The organism is Pseudoalteromonas sp. P1-9 (assembly GCF_001399975.1).
In the GTDB taxonomy this organism is placed as follows: domain Bacteria; phylum Pseudomonadota; class Gammaproteobacteria; order Enterobacterales; family Alteromonadaceae; genus Pseudoalteromonas.
This window is the reverse complement of record NZ_LKBD01000007.1, coordinates 103,942-118,276: the sequence shown is the minus strand read 5'-3', so window position 1 is coordinate 118,276 and position 14,335 is coordinate 103,942. Positions and strand designations below refer to the sequence as shown.

General features: G+C 41.5%; 10 protein-coding genes. 3 read left to right on the top strand and 7 right to left on the bottom strand.

The features are described 5' to 3' along the window. The first annotated feature begins 12 nt into the window (after positions 1 to 12). Positions 13 to 825 carry a DUF2797 domain-containing protein gene (locus tag AN214_RS07275; protein ID WP_040642051.1) on the top strand — a complete coding sequence of 271 codons (813 nt, stop codon included), beginning with the start codon at positions 13 to 15 and terminating at the stop codon, positions 823 to 825. Here AN214_RS07275 and AN214_RS07270 read toward each other — a convergent pair. The 6 genes from AN214_RS07270 to AN214_RS07245 all read right to left on the bottom strand — a co-directional run bounded on the left by AN214_RS07270 (position 809) and on the right by AN214_RS07245 (position 7,981). Next, on the bottom strand, positions 809 to 3,358 hold the full coding sequence (locus AN214_RS07270) for an EAL domain-containing protein (RefSeq protein ID WP_054979105.1): 2,550 nt from the start codon (positions 3,356 to 3,358) through the stop codon (positions 809 to 811). The two genes, AN214_RS07275 and AN214_RS07270, sit on opposite strands and share 17 nt — an antisense overlap. Before the next feature lie 153 nt (positions 3,359 to 3,511). After that, entirely contained in the window at positions 3,512 to 4,429 is a 918-nt protein-coding gene (locus AN214_RS07265; RefSeq protein WP_054979104.1) for a histone deacetylase family protein, read from the bottom strand. Positions 4,430 to 4,502: 73 nt separating this feature from the next. Next, positions 4,503 to 6,062, bottom strand: a complete 1,560-nt coding sequence (locus AN214_RS07260) for a serine hydrolase (RefSeq protein WP_054979103.1) — start codon at positions 6,060 to 6,062, stop codon at positions 4,503 to 4,505. A 7-nt stretch (positions 6,063 to 6,069) separates the two neighbouring features. Next, a complete protein-coding gene (locus AN214_RS07255) occupies positions 6,070 to 6,561 on the bottom strand; it encodes a gamma-glutamylcyclotransferase family protein (RefSeq protein WP_054979102.1) in 492 nt (163 codons plus the stop codon). Next, a complete protein-coding gene (locus AN214_RS07250; protein ID WP_054979101.1) occupies positions 6,558 to 7,181 on the bottom strand; it encodes a LysE family transporter in 624 nt (207 codons plus the stop codon). The genes AN214_RS07255 and AN214_RS07250 overlap by 4 nt, the downstream gene beginning before the upstream one ends. Beyond that, positions 7,178 to 7,981 (bottom strand): hypothetical protein, encoded by an 804-nt coding sequence (locus tag AN214_RS07245; protein ID WP_054979100.1) that lies wholly within the window; start codon positions 7,979 to 7,981, stop codon positions 7,178 to 7,180. The genes AN214_RS07250 and AN214_RS07245 overlap by 4 nt, the downstream gene beginning before the upstream one ends. Positions 7,982 to 8,124: 143 nt before the next feature. On the opposite strand from AN214_RS07245, the gene AN214_RS07240 reads away from it, so the two are divergent. Continuing rightward, positions 8,125 to 8,712 (top strand): outer membrane beta-barrel protein, encoded by a 588-nt coding sequence (locus AN214_RS07240; protein ID WP_054979099.1) that lies wholly within the window; start codon positions 8,125 to 8,127, stop codon positions 8,710 to 8,712. Between the two features lie 36 nt (positions 8,713 to 8,748). On the opposite strand, the gene AN214_RS07235 is transcribed toward AN214_RS07240, so the two are convergent. Further along, positions 8,749 to 10,848: a winged helix-turn-helix domain-containing protein gene (locus AN214_RS07235; protein WP_054979098.1), complete on the bottom strand. Its 2,100-nt coding sequence runs from the start codon at positions 10,846 to 10,848 to the stop codon at positions 8,749 to 8,751. Positions 10,849 to 11,214: 366 nt separating this feature from the next. Here AN214_RS07235 and AN214_RS07230 point away from each other — a divergent pair, with 366 nt between their 5' ends. Continuing rightward, the gene (locus AN214_RS07230) at positions 11,215 to 14,226 is read left to right on the top strand and encodes a TonB-dependent receptor domain-containing protein (RefSeq protein ID WP_054979097.1); all 3,012 of its coding nucleotides are present in this window, start codon (positions 11,215 to 11,217) and stop codon (positions 14,224 to 14,226) included. Positions 14,227 to 14,335: the final 109 nt, after the last annotated feature.

Sequence of the window (14,335 nt, the reverse complement as noted above, 5' to 3'; positions counted from 1 at the left end):
CAAGCAACACCAATAACCGGCACTTTGCGTAAAATGCAAAGCAGTCTTACTTCGCCAATCAGCTACCAATTACCGGTGGGCGATCAAACCGTTGACTTAAACGCCTTAATTGGCAAATCCATCACCCTGACCTACAGCGGTAATATCTTTTGTAGCAACTGCGGCAAAAAAACTAAAAAGAGTTATTCACAAGGCCATTGCTTTGTTTGTATGCGCAAACTCGCTAGTTGCGATATGTGTATTATGAAGCCAGAAACCTGCCACTTCGACCAAGGCACCTGTCGCGAACCAGAGTGGGGCGAAGAAAACTGCATGATCCCTCACTACGTGTATCTTGCAAATACGACCGCGATTAAAGTAGGTATTACGCGCCATACGCAAATCCCAACGCGTTGGATTGATCAAGGTGCAACTCAAGCTTTGCCTATTTTTAAAGTGGCAACACGTCATCAATCAGGTTTATTAGAAGTTGCTTTAGCAGAGTTTATCGCCGACAAAACCAATTGGCGCAATATGCTAAAAGGCAATGGCGAAGTAATCGACTTAAAAAGTCAGGGCGCTGCGCTTATCGAGCAAATTAGGCCAAAGCTAACAGAACTAAGTGAACTCTTTGGTGCTACGGCCATCACTGAACTAGACGAAGAGGTAGTTGAACTGGATTTCCCTATCTCAGAGTTCCCAAGCAAAATCAGCTCGTTTAATTTCGACAAGAACCCTGAAGTAACAGGTGTATTAAAAGGCATTAAAGGCCAATACCTGATTTTCGATACTGGCGTAATTAATATTCGAAAGTTTACCTCGTACGAAGTTACTGTGAGTTATTAGAACTCAAATCCATTTGCTGTTTTGCTGGGCGATGCGCCTCGCAAAACAGCTCAAATTGCTGTGCCGTAAGCGGTTTACTAAAGAAATACCCCTGAATTGCATGGCAATCTAGTTCTTGTAAAAAAGCGAGCTGATGGGCTTGTTCCACACCTTCTGCGACAAGGTTTAATTCTAAACTATGCGCCATTGCCACAATCGCTTTCACTATTTGGCTATTACCGTATTCGTCTGGTACTTTGGCAATGAAGCTGGCATCTATTTTTAACGTATCAATCGGTAAACGAGCTAAATAGCTTAGCGCCGAGTAACCTGTACCAAAGTCATCCAGCGATAAGCTCACACCAAGTTTTTTAAGTGCTTTAAGCACTTTTTTCGCGTCTTCTAACGAACGAATAAAGCTGCTTTCGGTTATTTCAATTTCAAGAAAACGCCCGTCTACTTGCCAGATACTAAGTGCATTTTTCACTGTTTGTGCCAAATCACCTTGCGTAAAGTGAAGCGCCGATACGTTGACGGAAATACGTTTATCAAAAAAGCCATTTTTTTGCCAAATTTGAATTTGTTTACACGCAGCATTAATTACCCAAATATCAATATCCACAATTAAACCTAGCTCTTCCGCTAAAGGGATAAAGTTTGCAGGCGAGATAAACCCTAACTCGTTATCATGCCAACGCAGTAAGGCTTCTGCGCCTACCACGTGATGAGTAAAACTGTCTATTTTAGGTTGGTAATACAAACTGAATTCATTATTGATTAGAGCATGCTTTAGTTTGCTCTCAATTGCCATGCGCTCTAATGAGCGCGCATTCATTGCAGGTTTATACAGTTGAAATGAGTTGCGACCAATTTCTTTTGAACGATACATGGCAATATCAGCGTGCTTTAATAGCGTTTCTGCGTCTTCACCATCGTCGGGATACACCGCCCCACCAATAGAGGTAGTGATGACAATTTCCGTATTACCCACTTGAATTGGCGCTTTTAATGCTTCTATTAAGTTGGCGGCACAGCGATGGATGTTTTTCACCTCATCAATTTCAGTAAGTAATAAAGTGAACTCATCACCACCTAAGCGAGCCAGCGTATCGCCTTCATGCATGCAACTTTGTAAACGTTTTGCCACTTGTTTAAGTAATAAGTCACCAGCGCTGTGGCCTAATGTGTCATTAACTTGCTTAAAATGATCAAGGTCGAGAAACATCACCGCTATTTTTGTGTCATCGCGATGTGCCGTTGCCAACGCCATCTCTAAGCGGTCATTAAACAAGCGGCGGTTGGGTAAGTGAGTTAACTCATCAAAATAAGCGAGCGTTTTAATGCGTTTTTCATTGCGCTTTCGCTCGGTAATATCACTAAAAATTGCCGCGTATAGCGCCTCTTCTTCATCGCTTTCGCGAATGCAGATAATTGTTAGCCATTCTAAATAAGTTTCGCCATTGCGCTTGCGATTGTAAATTTCACCTTGCCACACCCCTTTTTGTCTTAACTGCGCCCACATTTTGTCGTAAAAGTTTTTGTCATGACGGCCTGAGCTCAACATTGACGGTTTTTGGCCAAGCACTTCCTGCTCGCTGTAACCTGTAAGTTGGGTGAAAGCTGGATTGACTTGCAAAATGGTGTTGCGCGAATCCGTAATCATAATGCCATCAGGCGATGCATTGATGATTTGCTCTGCTAAATACAAGTTCTTTTGTGACTTTTGTAATGCTCTGTCGCGTTGATGCAATACCGTTTCTAGCTCCTGCATATACGCTGATTCAATTTCGCTGAGAATATTACGAAGCGCTAAAACGCCCAGTATTTTGCCATTATCATCTTCTACAATTAGATGACGTATTTGCTTTAACTTAAGAATTTGATAAGCCTTATAAAGACTTGTTTGATAATGCACCGTTAAAAGAGGCCAGCTCGCGTAATGCCAAGCTTGCTGGTCAACTTGTTGACGGCTCAGCATAGTAAGTAAATCACGCTCAGTAATAATGCCGGTTTGGCCTACCGCAGGGTTATCCAGTAAAACAAAGTTAGAATGGCGCTGACGCATAATTTCGCTAATTTGAGCAATTGGTAAATCACTTTTCGCAATAGGTACTTCCGATACGTAGCTGCTTTCTATGGTTTTAAAGTGAAGATAATGCTCAAGACCCTGACTACGCACAACATCACTTAAACTAATAACACCTACAGGCTCGCCTCCCCCGTCTTTCATCACTAATAAATGACGAAAGCCATAACTATGGAACAGAACTGTTACTTCAGATAACTGAGTTAGATGATCAACCGTTTTAACTGGCGATGTCATATGCGCTCTAACTGGCTGATGAAAAATACTTGAGTCCGAGAAATCGACTTTAGCGCAATCCCCTTCGGTCCACACCCCAATAATTTTGCCATCTTGTTTAACAAAAATAGAGCTTACATTATCGTTTCGCATGCGGCATGCACAATCGGCGAGGCTTTGATCGGGGTCGCATACCAAGAGCTCAGTTGACATAACATCTTCAACACGCAGCTTTTTGCTTGATTGGGGCATAGTAGAAACCAATTAAACTTTGTCAGGTAATGGGATTCTACGTGGATTTACTGAGATTAATTTTGATACAGAACAAGTAACGCCAATTTTATAAATTATACAGCGATTGAGTAATAGAAGTGTGTACCTAACTAGGGTCTACACATTGAGAGATTAGAGTTCAGCCAACGCTTTAATATGCGTGGCAACAGAACGTCCAAGTGCTGAATTATTGTAGCCGCCTTCCAACATCGAAATAATCCCTTTGCAGTTTACTTGCTTACATAAGGATACCACTTGTTCGGTAAACCAAGCGTAGTCACTTTCAACAAGCTGCAAACCACCCATATCATCTTCGTAATGGGCATCAAACCCTGCGCTGATAAAAATAAGCTCAGGTTCAAACTGTTTTAACTTTGGAAACCACGTATCCAAAAGTGCACGTTCAAAATCGTCTCCCGCCATACCGGCAGTCATGGGTGTATTAATCACATGCTCATTACTGTCAATTGCGGTATTAGGGTAAAATGGATGCTGGAAAATAGAACAAAACAACACATCCATATCGTCGATAAAAATATCTTGTGTGCCGTTGCCGTGGTGTACATCAATATCTAGTATCGCAATACGTTTGATGCCCTGTTGTTGAGCATAACGTACCGCAACCGCAACATTATTAAAGATACAGAAGCCAGACGAAGTTGTTTTTGTCGCATGATGGCCTGGCGGTCTTACTGCACAAAATGCCGCATCTAACTCACCTGCTAAAATCTTATCAACTGCTAACAGACCAGATCCCGCTGCTCGTTTTGCCGCAAGTAAACTGTCAGGGCAGAGCCAAGTATCACCATCAAGGTCAACTAACCCTTGCTCTGGAATTTTATCTTCTACAGATTTAATCAGACTTTCGCTGTGTGCCATCAATAATTGTTGGCGCTCAACCTGCGGTGCATCTAAGTGCGTTAAAGCGATATCTATACCAGCAGCTAAAATACGATCATTGATTGCATCAAGCCGTGAAGCACACTCTGGGTGGTCTTCAATCATCTTATGCTTTCGACAGTCTGTATGTGAAATTATCGCGGTGCGCATGCTGGTCTCCAAACCTTATGTCGCGGCTCAGTTTAGCAAAGTCAGGTTATCCCGACTTTGCTACTTTGGTCGGTTAAAACTTATCGCTTTTGACTGGCGTAAGGTACAGATTATGAAAATCAAAACTGAAGTCAGTTACGCTTGGTGCTACAGCGCGCATTTTTGCGCTACGCACTTGATTTGTTGGGCTCATTTCAAACTCAATAAATGCATCAGCTTCAAGTAGTTTTTCCTGCCAACGTACAATAAAGGTATTACCGTTAAAGTGTTCTAGCGTACCTTTTAAACGTGCTGAATGGGTAAAGTCGATTGTCAGCTTGCCATTTTGCTCTGCAATCACAATATCGCCATACCAATTATCGTTGTACCTCGTGGCATACGCTGACAATGGTAATGCTTTTTGAATTTGCTTTGGCTGTTCTACTTCGGCTTTTTCATAGGCTTTCTTTTTACGTTCAAAATGCTTTTTAGCGAGATCTTCAACCCAGTCTTTATTTGGTAAATCAAGCGCATCTTCTAGTACTTCGTGAGTAATTGCACTTAAGGCACTAAACGCTTGTTGGTTCGACAACACAACGATACCTAATTGCTCCTCTGGTACTAACGTAACTTGTGACACCATACCTAAAATACCGCCGCCATGGCCGACTTTTTTATAGCCTTGATAATCTTCAATTGACCAACCCAAGCCGTAACCGCGAAATTGTTGACGATAGTCATTAAACGCATTTTTTGATGCCATGCTTGTAATATGCGGATGCCACATTTGTGCTTGCTGTTTTTCAGTAAACAGCACCTTACCAGATGGCATTTCACCACCCGCTAATTGTGTTTTTAGCCAATTAGCCATTTCATCAACATTTGATGCAATCGCCCCAGCCCCTCTAAAATCTTCAAGGTAATTAACAAAAAATGGGTGTAGTTTTCCGTCCATCGGAATATGACCGGTTGCCCAATTTCTATTAGATTTTGGAATACGTGAAAAGCCCGCTTTTGAAAGCGGCATACCAAGCGGGGTTAGCATTTCTTGCTCAATAAATTCTTGCCACGATTTTCCTGATACACGTGCAACAACTTCACCCGCAGTTACAAACATTAAGTTGTTATAGGTATACTTACTGCGAAAGCTTGAAACTGGCTTTAAATAGCGAATGCCATGAATTACGTCTTCAACAGGTTTGTCGGTATCTGGCCAAATGGTTAAATCACCCGCTCCTAAGCCTAGTCCGGCACGGTGACTTAATAAATCGCGAATGGTCGCTTCACGTGTTGCATATGGGTCGTACATGCGAAATTCAGGTAGGTGGTCAATTACTTTGTCATCCCAGTTTAATTTGCCTTGGTCAACAAGCATTGCAAGTGCTGCAGCGGTAAATGCTTTGGTATTTGACGCTATACCAAACAACGTATGCTTATTTACTTTTTCACCTGACGCTAGGTGTCTAACACCAAACCCTTTAGAAAATACCACTTCACCATTTTCTACAACAGCAACTGCCATGCCTGGTACATCAAAGCGCGTCATTGACTGTGTAATGGTCTGTTCTAGTTGCTTACTATCAATTGCTGCATACACCTGACTCGACGCGATCACGCTAAGAGCTAGGGTTAATTTACTCACTAATTTTTTCATAATGTTCTTATTTATATATTGAAAATTCACGTTCTGCGCGCGCTGAATCGGTATCTGTTTGTGTTGCTTGCGCGCGAATATTGTCGATGTATTGCTGCGGTAGTTTTGCTTCTAAGGCTCCGGTTAATACATGTTTTAAATACCAGTCATACGGTAAATGTTGCTGGCACAGCGTATTGGCAACATAGCAGTATGCATTAAATTGCTTACCACATTCATTGGTTACAACGATTTGCTGGTTGTCGTAACGCGGCCCTTCTATTTCATCAAGAATCGCTTTTTCATGATTGTTAATTTGATACAGCACACCGTATAACACATCATCGTGATTATCGGTTTTCAGCGCATTACATTTACCTGAGCCGTCAAACCCTTGCTTATCAAATGTTAAGGTAAACCCTGTTACAGTAGATACACCAATACGGGTAGCATTAGGCAGCCTTGCTAATAGTCGATTCAGCGACATATTTGAACCATACGCTAGGTTGTAATAAATCATACCCACACCACTCTAATTGCCAAACCAATTAACACCACACCGATGCCGCGATCAAACCAATGTCCGGCACGCAAGAAAAACGCACGTACCTTTGAACGACTCAAAACAACAGATAAAAAGCTAAACCACACTAAAGTTGCAACAGCCATATATAATCCATAGCCCACTTGTACTGTAATCGGTGTTTCTACACTAATAACCAAGGTAAATAAGCTTAAGAAAAACAAGGTTGCTTTAGGGTTGAGCGCATTAACTAAAAAGCCACGACTAAACGCTTTAACCATGGATTCAGACTTTGTATTGGTTTGCACTTGCTGCGCTTGCTGGTCCGTAGGTTTAGCTCGCAGCGCCATGACACCAATATACGCTAAATATGCCGCCGCCAAATATTTAAGTGCTGCAAACACGGTAGGTGATTGCGAGATCACAATCGCCACACCGAGCACACAATAACTTACATGCACTAAAATTCCTGTTGCGATACCCGCACTTGTTACAAGCGCATTGTTTCGTCCCTTTTGAATGCTCTGCTTGAGCACTAACGCAAAATCAGGGCCTGGACTTGCGACTGCAAAAAAGTGGCTAATTGCAATTAATAAAAATTCGTCGAGATAGTTCACTTAACCTCCGTTAATGCGATCAGCATTGGGTTTGCTGATTGCTTTATAGTGTTCTCTAATTGTTTATTTGCACGCTTTAACATGGCACGTAGATGCGGCTTCAAGTGCGCTGAAATATGCGATAACGGTAGATTTTTGGCCTTTAACAATAAAGCCAAAATGTAAATTAGCTCAGATTCATTCAACGTCGCACTGCGATTTGCGTACGGGTTGTAACACGAACCACAGCCACCACGAAATTGATACGCCGTATTTGCCATCATCACGCCAAAGCCCATAAAGCACGACAACAAATCAACTGCTTGTGGCACAAACTCCTGACCGCCTGGTGGCAAGCTTCGATTTTGCAACACATTGATATGCGCTAACGATTGTGAAAAAGACGCAATTAAATCTTGCGGTTGATTTATTTGATTGGGATTAAAAGATATATTCAAAGAACCGCTCGCAGCGATCAACTCTGCGCTTTCACCGCGTTTAACATTGGCAAATTCTAAACGTGGAAAACTCTGTTCTGATATTTGATGTGGCGCCACCAGCTGAATGGGCCAAGTCTGCATACCGGCATACTGTTTTACCTGAGTAAAAACATAGCTGGCCATTTGCTCAATACTACTGACCTGCTCGGGGAAAAACTCAGCATTTGGTAAAACAAAACGCATATCGTTTAACAGCACATCACCATCAAATTCTTGATATACCCATAAAAATGTATCCAAGATCCATGCTTCGCTGTGCTGATCCACCACAGGTTGGGTTTTAATAATATTGAGTAGTGTATTTTTGAATCCTGAAATCATAGCGTACAACGTTTAAAAACCTAGTTATTCATATTAATCCAGCCTCACCGCGAAAATAAACCTTTTACGACAAACAGGCTGAAATTTTATTCAAAAGCGTATACTCTTCATTACGTTGAGTATTTTTAGGAATAGGAAATCAGATGCGCGCTAAGCTTTCACTCGCAACTATTTTGCTCGCTTTGAGTTTTTCGAGCACCGCCGACATTGCCATAGCGGGTTACTATGGACAATCATTAAACCAAGAATTAGAAACCGAAAACGGCACAAAAATAGACATTAAAGACGATGATAACTTTGGCTTTAGCCTTGATAAACATGATGGTATTTCTAAATACGGTTTGTATTACTCGCGCATGTCGAGTAGTCAGCGAAATGCAGCTAACTATGAGCTAGACCTAAATTATTTATTATTTCAAAGCGCAGTTGTTTTACCTGTTAATAAACAGCTTTCAAGCTATCTTGGTGCGCAAGTAGGTGTTAATCATATTTCATCCAACTTTTCCGATTCAGATAGTTTTTTTGCCACCGGTTTATACGGTGGCTTAGAGTATAAAATTACCGACAACATCATCGCATTAGGGGAAGCCCGTTGGTTAGCCACTATTTTAAAAAATGATTCAACCACCGTATGTCAAATCGACCCTAACGGCACGCAATGTGATTGGTATTTTGATGGTGAGGTACTAAACCAATTCCAGTTTAATTTAGGCGTGATGTATCGCTTCTAAAAACATATAGAAAAAGGGGCTTAAGCCCCTTTTCTTTTACTCATAGTCTTTGCGCATTCGTTTAATATCGACTTGCGGCGATTCATAGCCCGTAAACAACAACCACTGTTTGCTTGGCACAAAACTCATACCGCGCGAGCGCGAGAACGCACGTTCAGGCACACGCAATACGTCTTTATCTTGATTATTAGCAAAATCATAATAACTTAAACGATAGTCATGGCCACGTACTTTAAAGTAATAAATTCCTTGTTCAGTAACATGCCAACCTGTGCTATTTGCCAACTTTAAATTCTTAATCAATGGCTGTTCGTCAATTAACTCGCCATCAATTGATACCTGCCATAGCCCTTTACCTTCTTTATAAACAATCAATTGATTTTCTTTTACTTCTATTGCATGCGCCCCGCGAGTAATTCGTGTCGCAATACCAGACTCGATTTCAATGCGATAGATGTCTCCAACCGATGCCGAATACAGCGCACTACCATCTTGCGACCAACGTGCTTTACCATAGTAATTAAGCTCTGTTTTGATTTGCTTTAGCTGACTGGTTAGCGCATCAAGTACATACAACCGGCTTTCTTGACCATTGTTTGCGGTAAATGCGATTTTCTTACCATCAGGTGACCAAATAGGGTTACGAGCATGAAATTTTAACTGAGTTAACTGCTTGCGCTGGGTACCATCAAGACTTGATGTCCACACTTCATCAAAACCCGACTCATTAGAAATAAATGTTAACTTGTCTGCAGCCTGAGAGTAATCGGGATAACGAAAATTAAAGTCAGATTGAATTAGCGGAAATGGAGAGGCTGCCACATCACTATCAAGCTCCAAGCGCATAATTGAGGTGTCTATTTTCCAATCGTGATAATAAAGGTTACCTGCTCTATCAAATGCAGGATAGCTAAACCCTTCAACATTTAAATTGGTTTTGTGGTTGCTAGTTAAGTCCAACTCAAAGCCATGGCGGTTGCCATGCTTTATGGCTGAAAATACAATTTTTTCAGCATCAGGTTGCCATGCTAAACCACGAATATCAGGTAGCCCAGTTACTACTCGCTGCTCTGTTTTGCTCTGTATATCGTAGATAAAAATATCTTCGTTACCATTTGCCAAATTACGTGAAATAGCTAATCGCGTGCTATCGGGACTAAAATCAATTGCTTCACTTTCCCCTGGTTCACAGTTGTTACATCGAATACGTCTTGCTGGCTCATTTAAATCAAGCTGTTTAATATACACGCCACGCGTGGTGTTTTCAGGGTCAACACCCACATAAGCGAGCAATTTACCATCTGGTGATACCGCCACATCATTCGATGAATTTGAACATTCACCATGTTTTTCAATGGCAAAGTCATTCATATTGACACTTAGCACTTCGCAACGTGAGCTAAGTCTCCGGTAATAATAGAGTTTTGAATCATCATGAGCCCATACGGAGCGAGATTCACTGCCGGGAGAGTGTGTTATTTTTGTGTGCTTAAGATCTGGCTGTTGCAGGTCTTTACGATAAAGATCTATTTTTCGGTCCATTTGTCGCCAAGAATAAACCAAGTAACGGCCATCATTTGATACGCTAGGAAATAACTCTCGCCCGGGATACTGAGTTATCAACTCAGGTTGTTGATACACTTTTTGTTGTGGTTCAGGCCAAAGAAGCCACGCAAAAACGATACTCAGTACAAAACCAATAAATAAGCCTAGCTGCTTAATATTGCGAGAAGATATTTGCAGAAAAACAGTATCTTGCTGCTCAGCAAATACCGGCGCTACTAGCAATCGATAACCTGACTTTCGCACTGTTTCAATAAACTCTTGATCGCTATCGAGTTCTTTCAAAGCTTTTCGCAGGTGCCAAATCGCATTGGTAAGCGCTTTTTCACCAACGTAATTATTACCATCCCACACATGATCAATGATTTGCTGACGCGTTAAAAGCTCAGGCTGTTGCTCTGCCAAGTAGCAAAGTAACTCTATAAACTTTGGTTGCAATGAAATGGTATGTTCATCGCGCACTAAAGTGTGCTCTAATGGGTTAACTTCTACCCGACCTACAAAATATGACGCAGCGCTATTCATTATCGATTTAATCTTCGTTTTTATGCGTTCAAGCTTACCTAAAAACATGCTTTAGTTGCAAAATTATTGCGTCTAACTGCATATTTTATGTCTGTTTCCAAATCAATTACATATCATCAAAAAAAACCTAAACAGCTGTTATTAAATGAAAATATACAAATAGATATTAAATAGACATTAAAAAGTGGAAGAATAGAGAGCTCAAGTATTGAGCTCAGATAACCACTGCTTTAAAACCATGATAGGCCTCCTTGGCCCACTCAAATCATTTATGTAGCGCAAATGTTTTGAGCTGACAAGTAACAGCAGCATCACAGTTAACAGCAACGATGTGCTGTTACTAGTCAAATTCACAATAACTAAAATGATTGCTCTGGCAAAACAGAGTGGACAAATCCTCAAGGGGAAATCAACGTGGGAATTAATACTAAAAAATGCTCAATTGCAGCAGCAATTGCATTTGCTATTTCGGGCAATGCATGGGCTGATGCAGAGGTAGAGCGTCAAGCTGTTGCACAATCAAATAATGTGTCTCAGCAAGCAGCAAAAAAAGAGGCGCCAGAAAAAATTACCGTTACCGGTTCACGTATTAAACGTGACAGTTTTTCAGTTGCAACACCTATTGCAACTATGGATCGTAATGCCATCGATGACACAGGCCTTGGCTCATTATCAGAGATTTTAGTTAACGAATTACCTCAGGTATCTGAAGGTTCAAGCAACTCAAACTCTCAATCAAGTGTTCAAAACACAGGTCTATCTACTATTGATCTGCGCGAGCTTGGTACTAATCGTACACTTACGCTAATTGATGGCCGCCGTGTCGTTTCAAACTCATACTCAGGCAACTACGTCAGCCTAAGCACCATTCCAACCAGTATGGTAGATAAAGTTGAAATTATTACAGGTGGTGCATCTGCGGCTTATGGCTCTGATGCGATTGCAGGTGTAGTAAACATTATTACTCAACAAGATAAAGAAGGATTTAGTATTAAAGCCCGCGGTGGTGAAAGCACTGAAGGCGGCGCAAAAGAATTCACTATCGATTCAGACTTCGGTACAACCTATGGCAATGAGCGAGGCTATGCTTTCTTAAGCTTAACTTATGACGAACAGAAAGGCCTAAGTTACTGGGATCGCGATCGCGCTCAACAGATGGATTCATGGACGTATGACGACGATGAAATGTGTAACCAGATGCTTACTGAATCAGGTTATCAGTGTATGCGAGATATTTCGCGCGCAGATTGGCGTAGCCTGAGTGACTCAATTCCAGGTGGTGTATTCGACGAAAAAAGCTCTACTCGCCCTGATGCAGGCTTTTGGTACGATGGTCAAACACTTCGTGATGATTGGCACGAAGAGCGCTACGGTATTGACTACAATCAATACACTATGTTGAAAGTACCTGACAAAGCGCTTGCTATTGCCGGTAAAACAGAGTTTGAAGTAAATGACGATGTCGAAGTATATTTCCAAGCTCAATATAGCCGTAATACTTCTGAAAATTTAAAGTCACCTGAAAGCGAAGATGAGTGCGATTCAATTATTACTCATGACACGGCAACTGGTATATTCGGTTCTGACTGTATTGGTCGCATCCCATATGACAACCCATATATGCCAGAAGAAATTCGCGAACAAGCGAGCTCTCGTGGCGTGAAGTGGGACCGTAACTTTATTGAAGTAGGCCAAATTTTAAATAAAAACACTCGTGATACCTTGCGTACTTGGGCTGGCGCACGTGGTACCATTTGGAATGATTGGGATTGGGATTTATCTGTAAGCTACGGTAAATTTAAACAAGAACAAGAGCGTTCAAATGAGTTATTTGTTGCTAATGTCCGCAATGCATTAAATGCAGAAGTACTCGCTGATGGCACGATTCAATGTAAAGATGCTGATGCACGTGCTGAAGGTTGTGTACCATTAAACCTGTTTGGCGAAGGCTCAATTACCCCAGAAGCTGCAAACTATATTCGTGCTAACACTGAAATCACTTCTAATATCGAACAAACAACAGTTATGGGATATGTTGCAGGTGATTTATTTGATATGCCGGCTGGCGCAGTATCATCTGCATTTGGTTTTGAATACCGTAAAGATGAACAAAGTGTTGAAACAAATGTACCTGAAGGTGGCGTTACATTTAACTATGTTCCCGACTTCAAAGGCGACGTAAGTGTATATGAAGCATTCGGTGAAGCTGCTATTCCACTTCTAAAAGACGTTACAGGTGCACAAAGCCTTGATCTAGAAGTTTCTGCACGTTTTGCTGATTATTCTTGGTCTTCAACAGGTTTAATCCAAAGTTACAAAACGGGCCTAATCTATGTGCCTGTTGATGGCTACATGGTACGTGCAAACTGGGCTCGCGCACAGCGTGCTCCAACTATCACTGACCTAATGTCACCTCCACGCGGTGATTATGATTCATTTAACGATATCTGTGACGGTGTAACAGCTACATCAACTGACGCTGGACACGATAACTGCCGCCAAGATCCAGGTATCGCGGCAACAATCGCAGCAGATGGTGAGTTTGAAGATGACAACAACGGTTACTCTCCAAATGTTGGTAACTCGAATCTAAAAGAAGAAACAGCCGATACCTTTACGCTAGGCGTATCTATTGCTCCATCATTTATCGAAGATTTCCGTTTAGCGATTGATTACTACGATATCCAAATTGATGATGCGATCACTTCATTATCAAACGAAGATATCATCGGCTTCTGTTATGATTCAGCATTACCTTTTGGTGACAGCAATGAATTCTGTAACGACATTACTCGTAACACCGAAGGTCAAATTGAAGAAGTGCAACAACGCTTAATCAATACAGATGAAATCCGTACTAAAGGTTACGATATCGCAGCTGAATATCTTTATGACCTAGATGAGTATGGCAGTCTGCGCTTCAAGGCTGATTGGACTCATGTAATTGAATACTCGGTTACAAGTACAGGTCCTGATGGTCAGTTTAGTGATACTTATGAAGGTGTATTAGTAAACGATTTATTTGAAGATAAAGCTTCTGCATCAGTTACTTGGTACAAAAACGATGTGCGCGTACGTTGGAGTACACGCTATAAAGGTGCTATTCGCCGCAGCCAGTCAACCTATGAATCATGGTTAGAGGATATGGCCGCTAACGATGAACGTTGTGCACAAGGTTCTGATGCATGTGTTGCAGCTCCAGAAGCTTTATGGGGTAGCGAATTACCATCAGTAACAACTCACAATATTTCGGCATCTTACACAATGGATATCGGTAATAATAGTGAGCTTCGTGTATTCGGTGGTATCAACAACCTATTTGATGAAAATGGCCCATACATTCTTGGTGGTCGTGGCAATTACGACAGCGCATACGGCGGTGGTCGCGGTCGCTTCGTTTACTTAGGTGCACAATACAGCTTCTAATTTAACATTTCCCAATGTTTGTTGCTTAAAAGCCAGTAAAGCTAAGCTTTACTGGCTTTTTTTATATCTCTGCGTATACTCCCGCTATTATTTTTGGTTCCGTAATAAG